Annotated in this window: 22 protein-coding genes; 11 read left to right on the plus strand and 11 right to left on the minus strand. The window is 67.1% G+C overall.

The window, feature by feature from the left end; genetic code table 11:
* The first annotated feature begins 84 nt into the window (after positions 1 to 84).
* Positions 85 to 3,933 carry a S8 family serine peptidase gene (locus C9992_RS04005; protein ID WP_106814255.1) on the plus strand — a complete coding sequence of 1,283 codons (3,849 nt, stop codon included), beginning with the start codon at positions 85 to 87 and terminating at the stop codon, positions 3,931 to 3,933.
* A gap of 504 nt (positions 3,934 to 4,437) precedes the next feature.
* On the opposite strand, the gene C9992_RS04010 is transcribed toward C9992_RS04005, so the two are convergent.
* The 4 genes from C9992_RS04010 to C9992_RS04025 form a co-directional block, all read right to left on the minus strand.
* Complete coding sequence (locus C9992_RS04010; RefSeq protein WP_106814256.1) at positions 4,438 to 4,818, minus strand: pilus assembly protein TadG-related protein; 381 nt, start codon at positions 4,816 to 4,818, stop codon at positions 4,438 to 4,440.
* A gap of 122 nt (positions 4,819 to 4,940) precedes the next feature.
* Positions 4,941 to 5,411, minus strand: coding sequence for a TadE family protein (locus C9992_RS04015; RefSeq protein WP_106814257.1), 471 nt, complete (start codon positions 5,409 to 5,411; stop codon positions 4,941 to 4,943).
* Positions 5,386 to 5,796: a TadE/TadG family type IV pilus assembly protein gene (locus C9992_RS04020; RefSeq protein ID WP_106814626.1), complete on the minus strand. Its 411-nt coding sequence runs from the start codon at positions 5,794 to 5,796 to the stop codon at positions 5,386 to 5,388. Before C9992_RS04020 ends, C9992_RS04015 begins: the two co-directional genes overlap by 26 nt.
* 28 nt (positions 5,797 to 5,824) lie before the next feature.
* On the minus strand, positions 5,825 to 6,013 hold the full coding sequence (locus tag C9992_RS04025) for a hypothetical protein (protein ID WP_200826236.1): 189 nt from the start codon (positions 6,011 to 6,013) through the stop codon (positions 5,825 to 5,827).
* Between the two features lie 142 nt (positions 6,014 to 6,155).
* Here C9992_RS04025 and C9992_RS04030 point away from each other — a divergent pair, with 142 nt between their 5' ends.
* The 9 genes from C9992_RS04030 (at position 6,156) to C9992_RS04055 (ending at position 13,492) form a co-directional block, all read left to right on the plus strand.
* On the plus strand, positions 6,156 to 7,538 hold the full coding sequence (locus C9992_RS04030; RefSeq protein WP_106814259.1) for a recombinase family protein: 1,383 nt from the start codon (positions 6,156 to 6,158) through the stop codon (positions 7,536 to 7,538).
* An 85-nt stretch (positions 7,539 to 7,623) separates the two neighbouring features.
* Positions 7,624 to 7,923: a hypothetical protein gene (locus C9992_RS04035; protein WP_106814260.1), complete on the plus strand. Its 300-nt coding sequence runs from the start codon at positions 7,624 to 7,626 to the stop codon at positions 7,921 to 7,923.
* Positions 7,924 to 7,979: 56 nt separating this feature from the next.
* Entirely contained in the window at positions 7,980 to 8,390 is a 411-nt protein-coding gene (locus C9992_RS17910; protein WP_146145291.1) for a hypothetical protein, read from the plus strand.
* Positions 8,391 to 8,517: 127 nt separating this feature from the next.
* Positions 8,518 to 8,721, plus strand: coding sequence for a hypothetical protein (locus C9992_RS17915; protein ID WP_146145292.1), 204 nt, complete (start codon positions 8,518 to 8,520; stop codon positions 8,719 to 8,721).
* A gap of 102 nt (positions 8,722 to 8,823) precedes the next feature.
* On the plus strand, positions 8,824 to 9,504 hold the full coding sequence (locus tag C9992_RS17920) for a hypothetical protein (protein WP_146145293.1): 681 nt from the start codon (positions 8,824 to 8,826) through the stop codon (positions 9,502 to 9,504).
* Between the two features lie 166 nt (positions 9,505 to 9,670).
* Positions 9,671 to 9,952: a hypothetical protein gene (locus C9992_RS04040; protein ID WP_106814261.1), complete on the plus strand. Its 282-nt coding sequence runs from the start codon at positions 9,671 to 9,673 to the stop codon at positions 9,950 to 9,952.
* A gap of 181 nt (positions 9,953 to 10,133) precedes the next feature.
* Positions 10,134 to 10,376 (plus strand): hypothetical protein, encoded by a 243-nt coding sequence (locus tag C9992_RS04045; protein WP_106814262.1) that lies wholly within the window; start codon positions 10,134 to 10,136, stop codon positions 10,374 to 10,376.
* Positions 10,377 to 10,385: 9 nt separating this feature from the next.
* Positions 10,386 to 11,105 (plus strand): hypothetical protein, encoded by a 720-nt coding sequence (locus C9992_RS04050; protein WP_106814263.1) that lies wholly within the window; start codon positions 10,386 to 10,388, stop codon positions 11,103 to 11,105.
* A gap of 743 nt (positions 11,106 to 11,848) precedes the next feature.
* Complete coding sequence (locus C9992_RS04055; protein ID WP_106814264.1) at positions 11,849 to 13,492, plus strand: phage tail protein; 1,644 nt, start codon at positions 11,849 to 11,851, stop codon at positions 13,490 to 13,492.
* 49 nt (positions 13,493 to 13,541) lie between these two features.
* Here C9992_RS04055 and C9992_RS04060 read toward each other — a convergent pair whose 3' ends face one another.
* From C9992_RS04060 to C9992_RS04070, 3 genes are read right to left on the minus strand one after another with little or no spacing between them, the layout of a single operon-like run.
* Complete coding sequence (locus tag C9992_RS04060; RefSeq protein ID WP_106814265.1) at positions 13,542 to 13,799, minus strand: hypothetical protein; 258 nt, start codon at positions 13,797 to 13,799, stop codon at positions 13,542 to 13,544.
* Positions 13,800 to 13,819: 20 nt separating this feature from the next.
* Entirely contained in the window at positions 13,820 to 14,287 is a 468-nt protein-coding gene (locus C9992_RS04065) for a hypothetical protein (RefSeq protein WP_106814266.1), read from the minus strand.
* 4 nt (positions 14,288 to 14,291) lie between these two features.
* Complete coding sequence (locus C9992_RS04070) at positions 14,292 to 14,612, minus strand: hypothetical protein (protein WP_235007965.1); 321 nt, start codon at positions 14,610 to 14,612, stop codon at positions 14,292 to 14,294.
* 43 nt (positions 14,613 to 14,655) lie between these two features.
* Between C9992_RS04070 and C9992_RS04075 the strand changes: the two genes are divergently transcribed.
* Positions 14,656 to 15,084, plus strand: a complete 429-nt coding sequence (locus tag C9992_RS04075; protein ID WP_160150823.1) for a helix-turn-helix domain-containing protein — start codon at positions 14,656 to 14,658, stop codon at positions 15,082 to 15,084.
* A gap of 3 nt (positions 15,085 to 15,087) precedes the next feature.
* On the opposite strand, the gene C9992_RS04080 is transcribed toward C9992_RS04075, so the two are convergent.
* From C9992_RS04080 to C9992_RS04095, 4 genes are all read right to left on the minus strand, one after another.
* Positions 15,088 to 15,546: a hypothetical protein gene (locus C9992_RS04080; RefSeq protein ID WP_200826214.1), complete on the minus strand. Its 459-nt coding sequence runs from the start codon at positions 15,544 to 15,546 to the stop codon at positions 15,088 to 15,090.
* A 67-nt stretch (positions 15,547 to 15,613) separates the two neighbouring features.
* Positions 15,614 to 16,480 (minus strand): type II secretion system F family protein, encoded by an 867-nt coding sequence (locus tag C9992_RS04085; protein ID WP_106814270.1) that lies wholly within the window; start codon positions 16,478 to 16,480, stop codon positions 15,614 to 15,616.
* Positions 16,477 to 17,337, minus strand: a complete 861-nt coding sequence (locus tag C9992_RS04090; RefSeq protein ID WP_106814271.1) for a type II secretion system F family protein — start codon at positions 17,335 to 17,337, stop codon at positions 16,477 to 16,479. Before C9992_RS04090 ends, C9992_RS04085 begins: the two co-directional genes overlap by 4 nt.
* The gene (locus tag C9992_RS04095; protein WP_106814272.1) at positions 17,334 to 18,482 is read right to left on the minus strand and encodes a CpaF family protein; all 1,149 of its coding nucleotides are present in this window, start codon (positions 18,480 to 18,482) and stop codon (positions 17,334 to 17,336) included. Before C9992_RS04095 ends, C9992_RS04090 begins: the two co-directional genes overlap by 4 nt.
* Between the last annotated feature and the right edge of the window lie 83 nt (positions 18,483 to 18,565).

Consider the following 18,565-nt stretch of genomic DNA (forward strand, 5'->3'; position numbering starts at 1 on the left):
CATGGCGTTTCTCCGCCACCCACTTTAGGTGGCCGGGCCGCGAAGGTTGGGGGTACGGATCCCCTGACCCCGAGAGGCTCGCGCATGTCACGACCCCAGCCCTTCGGCCGTCGCCTGCGCCCGATCGTCGCCGCCACGAGCGGTCTGGCGATCGGCATCGCAGGCATCGGCCTCTCTGCCCTGCCGGCGGCCGCCGTCCCCGACGTTCCCCCCGCATCGGGCGCGACCGCCGGCAGCTCGCGCACCGTCACCCTCATCACCGGCGACCGCATCACCGTCACCGATCTCTCCGACGGCACCCACACCGTCTCCGTCGACACCGCCGTCGACGGTGCAGGCGTGCAGACGTACGAGGCCGGGGGCGAGCTGCATGTCGTCCCTGCGAGCGCGATGCCCTACCTCGCGACCGGAGCGTTGGACGGCGATCTGTTCAACGTCTCCCTCCTCCTCGAGTTCGGCTACGACGACGCGTCCGTCGATGCCACCCCGGTCATCGTCGAGCAGGATGACGCGGCAGCGCGCGCCTTCGCCGCTCCCCTGCCGGGCCTCGAGGTGCAGGCATCGCTGGACAGCATCGGTGGCGCCGCCGCGACGCTCCGCCACGATGACGCGGCCGCAGCATGGCAGGCGCTCACCGCTGCGTCGGCGCGCAGCTTCTCGTCCACGCCCGCGCTGGCAGGCGGGATCGCGGCCATCCATCTCGACGGCAAGGTCCGGGCGACGCTCGACTCGAGCGTGCCGTACATCGACGCACCGGAGGCCTGGGCGCAGGGCTACACCGGCAAGGGCGTGACGGTCGCCGTGCTCGACACGGGTTACGACGACACGCATCCCGACCTGCAGGGCCGTGTGCTCGGCGACTCCCAGAGCTTCGTGCCCGGCGAGGCCGTCGACGCCGACCCGAACGGCCACGGCACACACGTCGCGTCCACCATCGCCGGCACCGGCGCTGCCAGTGGCGGTACGCACCGTGGCGTTGCCGACGGCGCGCAGCTCCTGGTCGGAAAGGTGCTCGGCGCCGACGGCTACGGACAGGACTCGTGGATCATCGAGGCCATGGAGTGGGCCGGTCAGCACGCTCCCATCGTGTCGATGAGCCTCGGCTCGACGGAAGCCTCCGACGGCAAGGATCTGATGGCGGAGTCTCTCAACCGCATCTCCGAGGAGACCGGCGCGCTCTTCGTCGTCGCCGCCGGCAACGCCGGAGCCCCTGAGACCATCGGCGCGCCCGGCTCCGCCGCCGAGGCACTCACGGTGGGATCGGTCGACGATCCCTCGGGGGACCTGTCGTACTTCACCAGCCAGGGTCCGCTCGCCCGTTCGGGGGCCATGAAGCCGGACGTCACGGGTCCGGGCAACGACGTCACGGCCGCACGCTCGGCCGACAGCGCGGGCGAGGGTGCGTACGTGGCGATGAGCGGCACCTCGATGGCGACGCCGCACGTCGCCGGCGCCGCCGCCATCCTGCTCGGCGCGCACCCGGAGTACACGGCCGACCAGCTCAAGGCGGCACTGTCCAGTACCGCTGTCGACCTCGGCTACACCCCCTACCAGGGCGGCACCGGCGTCATCAACGTCGCCGCGGCGCTGGATGCGCCTGTCGTCGCCTCGGGTTCCGGCGATTTCGGCATGCTGGCGTGGGGCGAGCAGCCGGCACCGGTGACCCGCACGGTCGAGTACACCAACCGCACCGACGCCGAGTTGACCGTCACGCTCGACGCGACGCTGAGCGACACCACTCCGCGCGACGGTGGCGGCGAGCCCGGCCCGCTGTCGGAGGGCATCGCGTTCGACGCGCTCACGATCGACGCCGACTCGCTCACCATTCCGGCCGGCGAGGCCCGCACGGTGACGATGACCGTCGATCCGGCCAAGGTTCCTGCCGGCACGCAGCTGTCGGGAGCGCTCGTGGGGTCCGTCGAGGGGAAGCCGGTCACGCGCACCGCGCTGGGAACCATCGCCGAGGCGGAGCGGTACGACCTCACGATCAGGGCGACCGACTTCGAGGGCAACCCGGCCGACACGTACGCGTACCTGTGGAACCCCGCGACGCAGTTCGCGGAGCCGATCCCGGTCAGCGGTGAGACGACGCTGCGGCTCATGAAGGGCGACTACTCGGTGGTCTCGTTCTTGGAGCTGCAGCGGAGGCCCGACGTCCTGGCCAGCGTGCTCGTCGGCGAGCCCACCCTCGAGCTCGACGGAGACAAGACGGTCGCCCTCGATGCGCGCACGGCGAAGAAGGTCACGGTCGACGTCGGGCAGCACGGCCTGGAGTCGGTGTTCCGGCGCATGGACATGAAGGTCGACGACTTCCTCGCCAGCGCGATGATGCCGATCCTCACGGATGAGATGTGGGCGCAGCCGATGAAGGTCGACGACGCCGACTTCGACTTCACGACGCGCTGGCGCCTGCAGACGCCGCTCCTCACGGTCAGCGCCGGCAAGAAGGCGCTCGACCTGATCGTTCCCGGCGGTTCCACTCTGCTCGACGGCGCGTTCAAGGCTCGGGCGGTCGACGCCGGTCACGGCAGCTCCGAGGAGCTCACCGCCGCCGGCGTCGGCGGGAATATCGCCGTGGTCACCCGCACCGCCGACGTGTCGGCATCCCGGCAGGCAGCCGCCGCCGCAGCGGCAGGAGCCAGGCTGCTGATCCTTGTGAACGACGACGACGCGGAATTCAACGAATGGGTCGGCTCCGAGACGGACTTCACGGATGTCGCCATCCCGGTCGCGCTCATCAGCGGGTCGGAGGGACGCGATCTGATCGCGCAGCTGAGCGGGAAGAAGAAGGTGACGCTGTCGGCCGTCGGTGTGCCCGCCACCGACGTCGTGTACGACATCGCCGAGTGGGGCGACGGCGAGATTCCCGCGAAGCTCGACTACAAGCACTCCGCGAAGGATCTCGCCCGCATCGACACGCGCTTCCACGGGCAGCAGGAGCAGCTCGGCGAATTCCGGTACGACTTCGTGCCGGGTGCGCAGTACGGCAGCGGGTTCCCGTTCCGCGCTCAGCGCGGGATGGACCGGACGGAATGGGTCAACACCGACCACCTGCGTTGGAATCAGTGGGTCGCGGTCATGTCGGTGATGTGGGAGATGCGAGACATCCAGCGCACTTACGATCGCGGCGAGCGCACCGCGGCGGAGTACTTCGGCGGTATCGTCCGCCCGTACGTCGCCACCGGATTCTGGGTGCCGTATCGCGTGTCGGACTACGCGCAGATCAACGTGCCGAGCTGGGCCGACGGCGGCGACCCGCAGCACACCGGCACGTTCGACACGTGGCTCGACCCGTCGACGGTCACGCAGACGACCGACATCTACCTCGACGGTCAGCTGATCAAGCAGGCAGAGCGTCAGGGTGCGAACGTGTTCGAGCTGCCGGACGGCGAGCAGGACTGGCGCGTCGTCAGCACCGCGACCCACGACGGTGCTCACCTGGCGGGCTCGACCCGCACGGTCAGCGATTGGACCTTCCGCTCGGAGGGCAAGCTCGGCGACTGGAACAACCGCCTGCTGCCGATGATCCAGGCCTACTACGACGTCGACGTCAACGTCGACAACCTCGTGGGCGAAGGTCGCCGCAAGGGCACCGGCATCCACCTCGGTCTGGAACTCGGTCACGTGGCCGGCACAGCACCCTCCGGTGCCATCACGGCGGCCACTCTGGAGGCGCGAGCCGAGAACGGTCAGTGGAAGCCGGTCGCCCTTCGGCCTGCGAAGACGGATGCCCCCACCGGCGCGGTGGAGGGCGACGGCGACATCTTCGTCAAGAGCCGCGCCTGGGTGAGCGGGTACTCCGCCGAGATCCCGGTGTCGGACAAGGGCGGATGGGTCGACCTGAGGGTGACAGCGAAGGATGCCGCGGGCAACACGTTCTCGCAGGAGATCGACCGCGCCTTCCGGGCGACGCCCGCCAAGGGCGCTCGCTGACACGGATCCCGAACCAGTGGCCCCGGCGCGTGAGCGTCGGGGCCACTGGTTCGCGGCGGCACGGCGCGCAGCGCCGGCGTCGGGGCCACTGGTTCGCGGCAGCACGGCGCGCCGCTTCAGGTGTCGCGACACGCCGTTTGCGCCCGCGCGTTACCGCGTGTCGTGACACCCGAACGCCCGGCAGGGCGACCCCAACACAGGCCCCTCCGCTCCAGGTGTCACAACACGCCGTTTGCGCCCGCGCGATACCGCGTGTCGTGACACCCGAACACCCCGGAGCGCGACCCCAACACAGGCCCCTCCGCTCCAGGTGTCACAACACGCCGTTTGCGCCCGCGCGATACCGCGTGTCGTGACACCCGAACACCTGGCAGGCGCGGGCGCCAACCCAGGCCCCTCCGCTCCAGGTGTCACAACACGCCGTTTGCGCCCGCGCGATACGGCGTGTCGTGACACCCGAACACCCGAGAGCACGAGCCCCCTGGACCGGTGCGTCGTCCGCGGTCAGCGCAGGGCTGTGCGGGTGGTCGCCGTCGCTTCCAAGGTCACGCCCGCGGGAACGAAGACCGTGACGATCGGCGGATGCCAGGTGCCGGCCACCGTCACGCGTGCCGAGACGCCATCCGGCGTGGTCGCGGCGACGAGGCGGGCATCGCCGCCGATCTCGGCCATCATCGCCTCGGCTTCGCGCCGCACCCCTGCGTCGGACAGCGTCGCGATCGGGTCTCCCTCGACGACGGAGAGCTCGAAGCCGTCGGCCGCGGCGAGGGCTGCGGCATCCGCGACGGCATCCAGTTGCTTCTGCGCGAGGTAGAGGCTCGTCGCTGCGGTGCAGACGAGAATCACCGCCAAGGCGAGGACGGCGTAGCCGAGCGTCAGGATCATGACGCTGCCCTCGTCATCGGCCGTGGGCTCCGCTCCTCGAGGGGAGTGCCCGGCTGCCAGAGGTCGGCGCAGGGCCGCTCGACGCCGGCGGTCGCCCCACGCCCCCCGGGTGCCGCGCGTGATCACTGCTCGCTCCAGAACCGCGAGACTTTGTGCGCCGCCTTTGCCTCCACGGGTATGGATGCGATGCGGTCGAGGCCGAGGACCGGCGGGACCAAGGGCAGAGCCACCGCCGTGCGAACCGTCACGTGGAGCGTCGCCCCGGCGCGCGGACAGCGGGCCCCCGCCGGCGTGCACACGAGCGACAGATCGATGTCCGACAGTCCGTACTCGTCGGCGACGGCGGCGAGGACCGCATCCGCGCGACCGCGTGCCTCGTCGGCATCGGCCGCCGTCGACACTGCTCGCGCGACATGACGCGCCGCAGCCTCGCCGCCCAGGCTCTGCCCTTGGATCAGCCCCAGCGTCACCACGAGGTAGACCAGCGGCACGAGGAGGAGCAGGCCCACGAGGATGAACTCCAGCACCGCCGCGCCGCGCTCTGGATCGTCGCCGGTCGCCGGCGGCTCACTCGAAGGACTCCGCGGGTGCATGCGCCGTCACCTCCAACGAGCGCGGGGCGCCGAGCAGCCCGACCAGCGGAAGCGTGGCGGCGACCCGTACCTCCACAGCGTCGTGACCGAGCGCGGATGTCTCGCGGACGGTGATCTCGGTCGCGAACTCCGCGCCGATCGTGCGGGTGACGATGTCGCGGGTGCGCCGCGCGCCGTCTTCCAGGGTCGTGTCGGCGAGGGCGGCGTGGTACGCGCCCTCGACGGCGGCGTCATGCACCACGTTGCGCACGTACACCGCCAGGCCGAACTGAAGCACGCCGAGCGTGAGCACCGTGAGGAGCGTCCCGACGAGCACGAACTCCACCGGGCTGGCGCCGCGGTCGTCGCTCAGTACCGCGAGGACGCGGGCGCGCAGCCTCGCCATCGCGCGCAGCGCCGCCGGGTGCACGGCCTCAGAGCCCGGAGACGCGCTGGATCGCCTGCTCGAACAGCTCCGCGAGCGCGGGCCCGGCCAGCGCCCAGATCACCACCACGAGTCCCGCCGTCATGAGCGTGATCAGAACCCAGCCGGGCACATCGCCGCGATCCTCGTCGGCGAGGTCGTGGATTTCGGCGCGCAGGCGGGCGGACAGCTGCCGCATCGTCGCTCTCATCATTTCTCCTTCCGGCTTTCAGCCGAGTCCGAGTCGAAGCATGAAGATCCCCGGGAACACCGCGAACAGCACGCTCAGCGGCAGGATCAGGAACACCAGCGGTGTCGGAGGCTAGTTATAACCTCTTACTGTGCGAGCCGCTATCTACACCCGAATCTCGAAGGACACCGAGGGAACCGAACTCGGCGTGCAGCGCCAGGAGTTGGACTGTCGGCGTGAAGCTGACCGCCGCGGGTGGAACGTGGTCCAGGTCTACACCGATAACGACGTCTCAGCGACCCGATCGAAGGTGCGCCCCGAGTATCAGCGCATGCTCCGCGACATCGAATCCGGCCACGTGCAGGCCGTCGTAGTGTGGGCGGTTGATCGCCTCACTCGCACGCCACGCGAGCTCGAGGACATCATCGACCTCGCCGACAAGCGCGGCCTCATGTTCGCGAACGTTGGAGGGACGATCGATCTCGGGACGCCGGAGGGTCGCGCCATGGCTCGACAGATGGGCACTTTCGCGAGACTCGAGGTCGAGAATCAGGCCAAGCGTCTCCGGCGCAAGTTTCAGGAGAAGGCCGAGAAGGGCGAGCCGCACGGTTACTCGCCCTACGGCTATCGTCGCGTCGATGGCCGCGACGTCCCCCACGAGGATGAAGCGGTGATCGTCAGAGAGTGTGCACGCCGCATTCTCGCTCGTGAGTCCCTGCGCTCGGTCTGTGCCGACCTCAACGGCCGCAGCGTCCCGGCTCCAAAGTCGGAGCGATGGAACACGACGATCCTCCGACAAATTCTGTTGCGACCGTCGAATGCGGGGCTTCGAACCCACCGCGGGGTTGTAGTAGGCCCAGCCACCACGCTCCCGATCATTGACCAAGACACGCATGCGCAGCTTGTTGCGTTGCTGACGGACCCCACGAGACGAGACAACCACGCTGGCCCCACCCCGAAGTACTTGCTGGCGGGGATCGCACTGTGCGGGCGTTGCAGTGGCCGTATGCGGCGAACGATCGGCCGCGTGGAGAAGGGGAAGCGTCAGCCGCCGGCATATCAGTGCTCTGAGTGCTTCCGGGTTCGCCGGCGCCAGGATCTCGTCGACGCCGTCGTTGAAGGTGTGATCGTCGCGCGACTGTCCCGGCCCGATGCCAGCGAACTGTTCGCATCGGGCGACTCGAGCGTGGTTGACGAATGCCGGCGCGAGATTGCCGCGATTGACGCGAAGCTCGAGACGGCTGCGGACCAGTTCGCCGCTGACGAGATCAACGCTGTCCAGTTGAGGCGGATCTCTGCGGGGCTGCGGGACCGCCGCGACAGCGCCGTGAAGCGGTTGGATGCGGCCAAGCCGCGGAGCATCCTGGCAGACGTCGCAGGACCCGACGCCGCAGCGCGGTGGTACGCGCTGCCTCTCGGCGCGAAACGCGAGGCGGTTGAGACGCTGCTGCGCGTCACGATCCTGCCTACCGGCCCGGGGCGGCCGTTCGCGCCGGAGTCCATTCGCATTGAGTGGTTGTCGGAGGACGGATAGAGACTTGTCGGCAATCGTCGACATGAAAAATGCCCCCGCCGTGCGGGAACACGACGAGGGCTGAACATCGAAGGGATGATCAACGATGTCCATCAATAACTCTACTGAGCGCCCAACGTGGGCAGTAGATACAGAAGAGACCGAAGACGATGTCTTCATCTACTACGGCCCCCTGTTCGAGGAGGTCGGCATGACTGCGCAGATCATGGGCGACAGCCTGAGCGTGAGCACCCCCCAGATTGAAGTCAAACTGGGGGTCGGGAGCACGCGGGAGCATTTCAGTGTGCCGGTTACACAGGTCGACGACCTCATTACGTTGTTGTCGCGAGTGCGAGGCTCAGTCGCCATCCGCCCGCACTCTGGCGAGATCGTGGGTCTTCGGTAATCACGGGCTTGGGTGCCGGGTTCCGGCTCGGCACCCTCGCGCAGAGAGGTCCTTACATGAACGAGATGCGCAGAATTTTCCCGGTGAACCGTCAACGCGCCCGCGAGTTTGATGCTTACGCGACGATGCCTGAAGTCCTCGCGGTTGTCCGGAGCGCCATTCGCCCCGGGCGGCGGCAGACGCCCGACGTCAAGTTTCTCCACGACGGTCACTTCACCGGGTACGCCGTAGCGCTGTCTGTCGACAACGATCGCGTCAGCATTGCATACCGCGTACTTGACGGAGTCGCTCAACCTCGCATCAAGGTCTTCGGTCACGGTGAAGGCGGAAGCCTTTGGATGCACTGCGAGGGGTGTGACATTGACCTTCCGGACGTCGGCCTAAGCCGGGTGCTTGAGCGCGCGGTCCAATCATTGGTTGACACGCCGCGGCGACGTTTTCGCGTGAATGTCGGGAGCATGACCTAGACTGTAGGTACGGGTAGCGGAATCCCTATGCACCGCAATTCATGGGCCACTCAATCCCGAGCGGAACAGCGTTACAGCTCCCAGGTGAAGCAGCAACTTCGGTTGCCTTCCCTCTGGGAGCTTTTGCATGTCGAACGCCGTACTCCGAGCCCGATCATTGAAGGGTGTCGCCGCGCGCCGCGGAGACGAAGCAGCACTCGTTGATGCGAGCCGCACCCTCGCGGCCGAGAAGATCGCCGCCTACATCGAGCGCGTCGTGTCTACCGCTCCCCCGCTGACGCCCGACCAGAGGTCTCGTCTCACTGCCCTCCTCACCAGCGAGGCCGCGTGAAAGGCGAAACCCCCGCAGTGCGGGGGCTCGAGAACTCTGCTGTGGCGGCGGGTTCCCTTTCAGTATACACCGCTGATCTGCGCTTTACAGGCGGTGACGACCATGACTGATGCACGACTTCCCGGTCATTGGCTGACCGAGGTCCGCTTCATGGACATGAGCGATCGCCTGTGGAGAATCTTCACCAACTCGCTGATGTGGTCTGCCGAGCAAGGCACGGACGGCGCGATCCAAAACCGTCACTTCAGGTTCCTCTATGCCGAAGAGATCACCGACGCCGACATCGACGCACTCGTTGCGGCCGAACTAGCGGATCGAACGGCAGACGGTATCCAGCTCCGAGGCTGGGCTGACAGGCATGGGCTGGGACAGTCTGAGGCGGCCACTGTGAAGGCTTACCGCGACCGCAAGCGCCAGAACCAAGCGGAGTATCGGGAACGTCTTAAATCGCGTTTGGAGAGTGGTGACGTTACCGGTCACGTTGCCGAACACGTAGGCCAAGGCCCTTCTTTTAATGATTCTTCTAAAGGGGCCTCTGCCTACGTGACCGGTAACGGAAGCCAGACGAGATGCACCAAACACCCAGACGGGAACTCCGACGCTCCGTGCTTCGGCTGCATGGAAGCGCGTAAAGCCGCAGCCGCAGCCTCCACGCCGAAGAAGATCTTCAACTCGCCCGAATCGCTCTGCGCCTCCGGCCGTCACAAGTGGCTCGCGGATGGAACCTGCAACTTCTGCACGCAGAAGAAGGTGCCCACACAAGAGGAGTGGATGCACAGATGAGCCGAGTCATTGTCGCCGCCGAATGCATCACCTGCCAGCCCTGGGCACGGATGTGGCGAAACCCAGCGACCGGAATCCACGTCCGACAAGTGCTTCACGAAGACACATGCGGCACCTACCCGAAATTCACCCGCGACGACCTCACAGCCCTCACAGGAGACTGACCATGCCCAACCCGCTTATCAATCCGACCGTCCGTGCCGTAGTCGTCGCACAGGAACTCGCGCAGATCCCCACCCAGACCGAACGACAGATGCGGATCGGCGCCGAACTCCTCGCCTTCGAGAAACACCCCGAACAGGCCGTGATCTTCGCCCAGGCGCTCCCTCTCGCCCTCCTGGCCCTACTGGACCAGACCGTGCGTCTCGCGGGCGAACGCGCTGCCTACGACCCGAGGAAGGCCGCACGCGTCGTCAAGCGGTCACTGCGACGGAAGGGACGCCGATGAAGAAGAACTACGTCGGCATGGTCGACCGGGCAATGGCCGACTGCCACCGTTGCCGTGGACTCACCCGGGAGGCACGGGAAGCACACCGCCGCCGCTCACTCGAAGAAGTCCTGCGAACCCAAACCCGCAACCTCGAACCCCTACCGGCCCACGTGTGGCCGAACGGAAGGACACCGAACCCATGACTCACCAGCTCAGCCGGGACGATCTCGCCGGCATGACACCCGCACAGATCACAGAGGCCCACGACGCCGGCCGATTCAACGACCTGATCGGGATCGACCCAGCAGACACTGCACTCGTCCAACGAGCCTCCGCACCAGACATCCGGCACACGTTCACCGCAACCGAAGTGCGACGCCTGCGAGCGCTCGGCCGCCACGACCTCGTCGCCAACATCACCATCGACCAGATCACCGAGTAAGGAACGACCATGAAGCACCGGCAGACCAACGGATTCATCAACTTCGCCCAGCGAGTCACCACGCCCGAGATCGGACGCAACACGCGACTCCTGCCCCGCGACCTCTTCGACGGGCACCCCGAGATCCTCGACCTGTACGACCGTCTCACCGCACTCCGCGACGCCGAAGCCGAACACAGCCGCACCGCCAACCTGGAGCGCGACGCTGCCGCGAGAGCCACCGAGAAGTACAAGGCTGAGGTTCGCGAAGCCCTCGCCACCGGCAAGGACGCCTCCAAGATCAGGAACGACACGGACCGGCACACTGCTCAAGCGGAAGCGCACGCACAATTCGCACGTGACGCGGCCGTCGAAGCCGCACGCGTATCGCACCGTCTTGCACCGCTCATCGCCGCCGCAGCATCAAGCCTCACGAACCCGAGCGAACTCGTCATGGAACAAGCCGCGAAGCGCGTCAACGGTGCCATCGAGAACCTGCGCAAAGAGTGGGCGGCATGGTCCGACGCCTGGAAGGTCCGCACCATCCTGTCCCAGGCCGACCTCTTCGGCGGACAACTCGTCAACTACCAGCCCACCGGCAAACTGCCCGCCGACGTAGCGACCGCACTAGACACCCTCGCAGACAAGCTCCACGACCTCGAGCGGCTCAAAGAAGACGAGCAGAAGTACCGCGCATGGCGCGCCGAGGAAGAACGCGCACAAGCCGCAAACGCTCGCGCCCTGCGCTGACAGACCGGGGAGGGGTGGAGTCAGTCCCGCCCCTCCCCCCTTCACCGAAAGGAACACCATGGGCAACGGATTCACCGGGAGCACCCGAAGAGACCACCTCCCCCCTGATTGGGACACCCGGAGGGCACAAGTAGCCGCCCGGGCAGGGGGTCGCTGCGAAAACACACTTGCCAACGGGGAGCGGTGCAACAACCCCGGGAGGGACTGCGACCACATCCAACGCGGCGACAACCACAACCTCGACAACCTCCAGTGGCTATGCCCCCGCTGTCACCTCACCAAGACATCAGCCGAAGGCAACGCAACACGATGGGCAAACATCAGACGGTCGAGTCGATACCAACCCGAACAACACCCCGGACTCCGATGACGACCCCAGGTACCCACCCCCACCCCACCCCATCAACCCGACCGGGAGTGGCTGGCGTTTTCCTTCTGGACGGGTCTGGGGTTTCTGGCCGCATCACTTACGGAGCATCGTGAGCAGGGGTCTGGGGTCTGTGCAGAGGCAGATTCTCGAGCGCCTCGACGCGTATCCGGATAAGTGGGTGTGGGTTGGCGGGTCTTCCGCTGTTCGCCGCGGTGCGAACGCCCTGTATGAGCGCGGGCTGATCATCCTCCGCTACGCGCCGAGCGGTCGACTCTACGGCCGAAGAACTGTCAACGAGCGTTGACACCCTCACAACAATCAACTCAATAACCGCGCCGCTTCTCCCAGGCGCTCAAAGCAAGGGAGAAGTGTCATGGCATCTGATGCCTTCTACGAGGCCTACGTCGCTGTGGTCCCCACGGCGAAAGGCTTCGAAAAGAGCCTGAATCAGCAGATCGCGGGCGACGTCCGCGGCTCTGGAGCGACGGCTGGAACAACGTTCTTCGGTGGGATGCAGGGCTCGCTGAAGTCCCTCCTGCTCAAGACGGGTGGCGTCCTCGCGGGGATCGGCGGTGCGTCGCTCATCGCGGATGGGTTCGCGAACGCGATCAACGACGCGAGCACTTACCAGCAGGCCACAGAGGCTGTTGAGGACGTGTTCGGGAAGCTCGGCGCCGACGCGATTCAGGCGTTCGCTGAGGGTGGTGCGGAGACTGTCGGTCAGTCGATGAACGACATCCTCCAGTCGTCTTCGATCCTGGGTCTGATCGGTAAGAACGCTGGTCTGGCCGGCAAGGATCTCACCGAGTTCACGACGTCGCTGATCACGCTTGGTGCTGACCTGTCCGCATTCGCGAACACGACACCCGAGGACGCGGTAGCCGCGATCATGTCGGGGTTCCGTGGCGAGGCGGACCCGCTTGAAAAGTACGGCGTGTTCCTCAACGACGCTGCGTTGCGCCAGAAGGCCCTCGAGCTGGGCATCTATGACGGGAACGGGGCGCTGACGGCTCAGCAGCGGATCCTTGCCGCGTATGGGCTCATCATGGACTCGACGACGGCGCAGCAGGGCACGTTCGCAGCCCAGTCCGACACTCTCGCCGGCCAGCAGGCGAGCATGGCGGCGGGGTGGGAGAACATCTCCACCAAGATCGGGACAGCGTTTCTCCCGACGGCGGAGAAGCTGTCTGCATGGTTCCTTGAGGACGGCATCCCGGCCCTTGAGGACTTCTCGGAGTGGCTGAACAAACCCGAGACCCAGCAGGGTATCGAAGACCTCGGTGGGTTGCTCACCGAGCTCGGCAACTTTGTCCGCGACGCGGGTAAGGCGTTCATGGACACCTGGGGCATGGTGTCTGCTGCCGTTGACTTGTTCAACGGGGTTTCGTTCGACGAGATCATCGGGAAGGTCATCGCCCTCCCGGGGTTCTGGGGCATGGTGTACCGGGCCGTGCTCGACTTCGGTATCGGCATGCACCGGGTCATCCAGGAAGCCGGCATCAACGTGGCTGGGTTCGCGGTACAGGTGGGTCAGAGTGTCGCTCAGGTGGCGTTGTGGTTCGCGGCACTCCCGGGTCGTGTCGCTGCGGCTGTGGCCGGTGCGGGCATGTGGTTGTACAACACGGGCCGTCAGATCATCGAGGGTCTTGTTCTCGGTATCACGTCGATGGTGTACCGGATTCAGAAGGCGATCACGGACACGGTCGGTGGTGCGATCGAGTGGGCGAAGGATCTGTTGGGGATTCACTCGCCGTCGCGGGTGTTCGCTGAGATCGGTTCGAACACTGCCCGTGGGTTTGCTCAGGGTATCGAGGGTGAGTTCTCTCTGGTGCGCTCCGCGACGGCAGGGATGACATCCGCTGCGGCGCAGGGCATGTCTTTCGACGGTGCCCGTATCGGCGGGACTCTCGAGATCGGGGGTGATGGTCTTGGACGGATCATCGACGGCCGCATCTACCAGTACGACGCGCACCAGTCCCAAGTCGACAACGCCGGGAGACGCCGTCGCTTCGGGTAGCGAAGCTTTGAGGGGTGCGTGGGCAGCCTCCCGCGCACCCCAAACACGGTCACCGGACTGAAACCGCGATGCTGTGTTCCGCGTGGATCTCCTTGTGAGCGGGCGTGTACTCGAGGACTGCACTCAACCGGGTGTGGGCAGTGACCCGAAACGCACAGATGGTTGTGTACCCCTCGCGTTGAATGATGGCAAGGTTGACCGTCACCGGGTCGCCTCGATCTATGGCCGCGAAGACCTTCTCGTACGCAGCGGCGATACCGTCGACTTCGCCTTCGACCGTGACACCGTCGATCGTGATGCTGCTCATGCTCTCGCTCCCTCCAGCAGTCAGCGATTCGCCAGGTCCTCGAGGAACTGCGCGAGGGCTCGGGCGCGGTCGTCCTCTCCGCGGTACCAGCGGTCGAAACTGGCCGTGCCGAACGGGTACTCAACCTCGAATGCGAGTTGACCTGAGCCCGATAGCAACATGTGGTCGCTCGTTGCGAGAGGCGCGTTGAGGATGCGAACGTTGACGATCTCGCTGCGCGAGTGCACGTCGACGGACACCTTTCCGAACTCCCCGTATACCGCGATCACGAGTTTGGAAGTGAAAGCGTAGATCCGTATCGGGGACGCGGGCTCCTGGTTGTTGATCTCGCCAGTCACGTACTGGAGGTCGTCGCCAGCCGCCGCATGCACGCGCGATGCGATTCCATGGAAGTGTTTATGGACGTCATCGGTGTCGTATTGGACAGGGGCGTTTCCCCAGTCGGGCACCGCGTTGAAAGCGTTGAAGGTGTCGCGAGGTTCGGTCATGTGCTCACTGTATGGTGCTGTGCCGGGTATGCGACGCACCTTCGTGCTGGCGCCAACCGGGTCCTCCCCAGTCGGCCTTCGGGGACCCGCCCGGCCCGTGAGCGGCTAGGAATGCCACGTGGACGCGATAACAGGCCTCACGGAGCGTCGTGGCCCATCCGATCACGTCGCCGCGCCAGATCGCCTTGTAGCGCGTGTCAGTGCCGTTCATCACGCGGCGGATCTCAACGCGGCCGTACTCGGTTCCGTCCGGTGCGATCATCCGCCACACACCGGTCGGGCCTTCCATCGCGGCCATGATCGGGTGCCAGTCGGGTCTGTTCACAGGCCGGGTTCCTTCCTCCGGCCGAGCCATTACATTATCCGTCGTGCCCGACACTCACGCCATGACTGGTCCCGTGCTCACGTCGAAGGCTGCCGCCGAGTACTGCGGTATGGCCGTTCAGACGCTCTACAACCTGATCAGTCAGGGCGCCGGCCCGAAGCATTACAAGCAGGGAAGTCGCAGCGTCTTCTACGCCGCAGACCTCGACGACTGGAACCGTGCTCGGCTTCACCCCGTGCAGGCTGGCCACGCGACCAGCCATGAGTGCGCGGTCGACCTAGCGGACATGGCCCGCATTCTTGGCGTATCGACGGACACGGTCTACCGGATGGTGAGGACTGGCGACATCCCCGGCTTCAAGGTCGGTGGTGTGTGGCGGTTCTTCCCCTCCGAAGTGAGGGCGCATTTGAACCGCCCGAAAGACCCATGGGCACAGTCCGCACGATCCCGGGCAAGGAAACGCGTCGCCTGAGCCCTACTGGCGTTCCATCTCGACCGTCATCGTGACGCCCATGGCGGTCAGTTCGTAGCTCAGTACGCCGTCCGAGTAAGTGAACGTCTTCGTGTCGTCGCCCGAAGCCATCAGCGCGGTGTCGGTCTGAGCTTTGTCGTTCACCGAATCCCATTCGTAGTGAGTGGTGTCCTCGGTAGGTGGTTCGAACGTGCCGGCCCAATACAGCGCCCGGGCCGAGTCCTGCTCGTTGACCCAGTCGACTGTGATCGTGGAGTCAGTAATCGTGGCCGCCTGATAGCTGTCGGCGCTGTTGGAATTGGTCTGCTTCCACTCTCCTGTCAGGTCCAGGGGCTCCGCGGGCGCCTCTATGGGCTGGGACTCCGTGGGTCCACCAGTGCCTGACGAGGTGGTCTCGGTTTGAACAGCACAGCCCGTGAGCAAGATTCCCAGCAGGGCCAGCGAGGTAATAGCGGTACGCATCTTCACAACCTATGGTGAGTGCTCTCGACCGCCCGTTGATACACGCTGGCGACGCGGTTCGAAGAGATTACGATTCTTGCTTGACAGGGAAGAGCATGTAGATCTCCTTGCGCCCGGCACGTTCGATCAGGCTGCGCTTGGCGTCTTCGCGCGCATCGGAAGCCTGAGCCTGCAGCACGTGCGCGAGCGGCGCACCGCGCTCGAGCGCGGCCGCGATCTGATCGACGGCTCGCGAGAGCGCGGGGATCTCGAGTCCCGCCGCCATGCGGGTGAGCGACTCCGAGAGCGGCGAGCCCGTCCCCACCGCCACGACGACGCCTCGCAGCTCGGCCGTGAGCTCGCCGGCTCCGATGTCGCTGACCCGCCGGAGCGAATCGAGGATGCCTTCACCCGCCGACAGGCACAGCGCCAGGAACTCCAGGATCGTCGGCAGCTCCTCCTCGATCCGCGTCGCGCGCGCCCGAGAAGCGCGAGAGAGGCGGGCGTCGTAGCCGAGAGCGGCAGCGACCGCCGCGACGGGCGGCAGCAGACCGAGCGCCGGTGACCCGCGCCCGACCAGAACCAGAAGCACAACGAGGAGGCCGCCGGCGCCGAGCCCCGCGATCGCCCACCCGAGCTGGCGCCCACGGAAGGTGGAACCGTCGATCGACCAGCCGGCGCGATGCAGGCGCCGGGTGAGGATGTCGTCACCGGCGGCCCATCGCACCCATCGGCCCGGCGCGAGCGCGGACCACGCCAAGTTGCCTAGGAGGCGCGACGATCCGACATCCAGCCCTTGCGGACCGGTGACATCGCGGATGTATGGGGCGATGCGCCTGGCCAGCGTCGGGGCACCCCAGCGGGGCGCCAGCGAGATGAGCAGGCAGATGCCGACCCCGAGGGCCGAGCCGAGGACGACGGCATAGGCGGCGTCGCTCGCCGCGAACCCCGTCATCCGAACCACCGCCGTGGGTCGGGCAACCTGCCCAGGCGCAGCATCAGCCGATACGCGATGACCGACACCGCGGCGCCCACGACGATGAGCGCCACCCCGGTCGGGCTCGCATACGCCCGCGCACCCTCGGGCCGCATCGCCAGCAGCGCCAGGATCACCCACGGCGCGACGACGCCGAGCACCGCGGCGCCCCGGATCCACGACTGCCGGGACTCCACCTCACCGCGCAGAGCTGCATCCGCCCGCACCGACGCCGCGAGTGCGCGCAGCACAGAGGTGAGCTCGGTGCCGCCGACCTGGCGCGCCATCCGGAGAGTCTCGACGATGCGGTCGGCGACCGGATCTGCCAGCTGGGACTTGAGCCGCTGGATGCTGGAGTCGAAATGTCCCGACGCGGCGACGTCGCGGGCGAAGGTGGCGAATGCGGGCCGCAGCTCCGCGGGAGCGGAGTGAGCCAGGCTGGCGACGGCGTCGGGAAGCGACATGCCCGCACGCACGGACGCGATGAGCAGGTCGCAGACGTCCGGCCAGAGCCCTCGCCGTGTGCGGAGGAGTTTGGACCGCCGCGCGCGGAGCCACGTGAAGGGCAGGGCGCCACCCGCAGCAGCCGCGACGAGGGCGAGGGCGCCCACCGGGGCGATCAGCCACGCCACCGCGGCTGCCAGCAGCGCCGCGGCGCCCGCGACGACGATCAGTGATGTGACCGAGACCCGCGGCATTCCGGCCTCCTCGAGGAGGCGAGCGATCCGTCCGCGGCGTGCGGTTCGATCACGCGGCTGGGTTCGGGCGGGCCAGAGCCACGGCGAGACGACGAGCAGGAGGCCCGCCGCGAGCACCGCTCCCCACACGAAGGTCATGCAGCTTCCGCCCGGTACAGGGTCTGCGCGGTGAAGCCGCCGTCGGTGAACCCGGTCGGCGCCACGATCTCGGTCACGCGGCGGATGCCGGTGGCGTCGCGCTCGCAGTGGGCGACGAGATGAACGGATGCCGCCACCGCCGGCTGCACGAACGTCGCGTCGATGTTCCGGCCCGCGAGCAACGGCAGGGCCGCCAGCTTGCCGAGCGCTTCGCGAGCCGAGTTCGCATGGATGGTGGCTGCGCCCGGAACGCCCGTGTTGAGCGCGAGAAGGAGATCGAGCGCCTCGGCATCGCGGACCTCACCGACGACCAGGCGATCGGGCCGCATGCGCAGCGCCTCCTTGACCAGACGCCGGAGCGTCACCTCGCCCGTACCCTCAAGACTCGGCTGGCGCCCCTGCAGGGCGACGATGTCGGGCGCCGCGACGGCGAGCTCGAAGGTCTCCTCGACGGTCACGATGCGGTGGTGCGGCGGGCATGCCGCGATGAGGGCGCCGAGCAACGTCGTCTTGCCCGCGTGGGTGGCCCCCGAAACGAGCACCGACTTGCCCGCGATCATCGCGTCGCGCAGGAGCGCCGCGCCCGCGGGAGCGATCGACCCCGCCGCGACCAGGCGTCCGAGGTCCCGGTATGCCGGGAGGAACTTGCGGATGTTGACCGCCCAATGACGTCGCGTGATGTCGGGGATCACCACGTGCAGCCGCGATCCATCCGGGAGCGAGGCGTCGACGAACGGCTGGCTGAGATCGACGCGGCGGCCGCTGGACTGCAGCATCCGCTCGACGAGATCGCGCACCGCGGTGTCGGTGAGGATCAATGGCGTGCGCTCGGGCACTCCGCCCCGCGCCACGAAGATGCGATCGGGCGCGTTGATCCAGACCTCCTCCACGGTCGGATCGTCGAGGTAGGCCTGCAGCGGACCGTACCCGGCGACGGCGGCCAGCACCTCGCGCACGCAGGCCGTCTCGTCATCCACCGGCGCCAGCCCCCTGGCCAGCGCGAAGTCGTTGTGGCGGCGCACCTCGGCGCGCGCGATCTGCGCCGCGAACTCCGGATCGCGCGTCGGGTCGGACCGTTCGGCGCGCAGCCTCTCGCGCACCCGCTCGGCCACCAGCGTGGCGACGGGAGCGGCGGGCGAGGTCACCGCAGCATCCTCGCAATTCCCTGCAGAGCCAGCCGAAAGTTATCCACAGGTGCCATCGAGCCGCTTCGCGGGGCAGGATGGGA

This window comes from Microbacterium timonense, from assembly GCF_900292075.1.
In the GTDB taxonomy this organism is placed as follows: Bacteria; Actinomycetota; Actinomycetes; order Actinomycetales; family Microbacteriaceae; genus Microbacterium; species Microbacterium timonense.

What these genes read in the sequence shown, in the direction of transcription:
- C9992_RS04050 (WP_106814263.1), top strand. Translation starts at nt 10,386, where the DNA reads ATGAAGCACCGGCAGACCAACGGATTCATCAACTTCGCCCAGCGAGTC.
- C9992_RS04035 (WP_106814260.1), top strand. Translation starts at nt 7,624, where the DNA reads ATGTCCATCAATAACTCTACTGAGCGCCCAACGTGGGCAGTAGATACA.
- C9992_RS04090 (WP_106814271.1), bottom strand. Translation starts at nt 17,337, where the DNA reads ATGACCTTCGTGTGGGGAGCGGTGCTCGCGGCGGGCCTCCTGCTCGTC.
- C9992_RS04010 (WP_106814256.1), bottom strand. Translation starts at nt 4,818, where the DNA reads ATGATCCTGACGCTCGGCTACGCCGTCCTCGCCTTGGCGGTGATTCTC.
- C9992_RS04060 (WP_106814265.1), bottom strand. Translation starts at nt 13,799, where the DNA reads ATGAGCAGCATCACGATCGACGGTGTCACGGTCGAAGGCGAAGTCGAC.
- C9992_RS04045 (WP_106814262.1), top strand. Translation starts at nt 10,134, where the DNA reads ATGACTCACCAGCTCAGCCGGGACGATCTCGCCGGCATGACACCCGCA.
- C9992_RS17910 (WP_146145291.1), top strand. Translation starts at nt 7,980, where the DNA reads ATGAACGAGATGCGCAGAATTTTCCCGGTGAACCGTCAACGCGCCCGC.
- C9992_RS04015 (WP_106814257.1), bottom strand. Translation starts at nt 5,411, where the DNA reads ATGCACCCGCGGAGTCCTTCGAGTGAGCCGCCGGCGACCGGCGACGAT.
- C9992_RS04020 (WP_106814626.1), bottom strand. Translation starts at nt 5,796, where the DNA reads ATGGCGAGGCTGCGCGCCCGCGTCCTCGCGGTACTGAGCGACGACCGC.
- C9992_RS04080 (WP_200826214.1), bottom strand. Translation starts at nt 15,546, where the DNA reads ATGCGTACCGCTATTACCTCGCTGGCCCTGCTGGGAATCTTGCTCACG.
- C9992_RS04005 (WP_106814255.1), top strand. Translation starts at nt 85, where the DNA reads ATGTCACGACCCCAGCCCTTCGGCCGTCGCCTGCGCCCGATCGTCGCC.
- C9992_RS17920 (WP_146145293.1), top strand. Translation starts at nt 8,824, where the DNA reads ATGACTGATGCACGACTTCCCGGTCATTGGCTGACCGAGGTCCGCTTC.
- C9992_RS04025 (WP_200826236.1), bottom strand. Translation starts at nt 6,013, where the DNA reads ATGCGGCAGCTGTCCGCCCGCCTGCGCGCCGAAATCCACGACCTCGCC.
- C9992_RS04085 (WP_106814270.1), bottom strand. Translation starts at nt 16,480, where the DNA reads ATGACGGGGTTCGCGGCGAGCGACGCCGCCTATGCCGTCGTCCTCGGC.
- C9992_RS04055 (WP_106814264.1), top strand. Translation starts at nt 11,849, where the DNA reads ATGGCATCTGATGCCTTCTACGAGGCCTACGTCGCTGTGGTCCCCACG.
- C9992_RS17915 (WP_146145292.1), top strand. Translation starts at nt 8,518, where the DNA reads ATGTCGAACGCCGTACTCCGAGCCCGATCATTGAAGGGTGTCGCCGCG.
- C9992_RS04065 (WP_106814266.1), bottom strand. Translation starts at nt 14,287, where the DNA reads ATGACCGAACCTCGCGACACCTTCAACGCTTTCAACGCGGTGCCCGAC.
- C9992_RS04040 (WP_106814261.1), top strand. Translation starts at nt 9,671, where the DNA reads ATGCCCAACCCGCTTATCAATCCGACCGTCCGTGCCGTAGTCGTCGCA.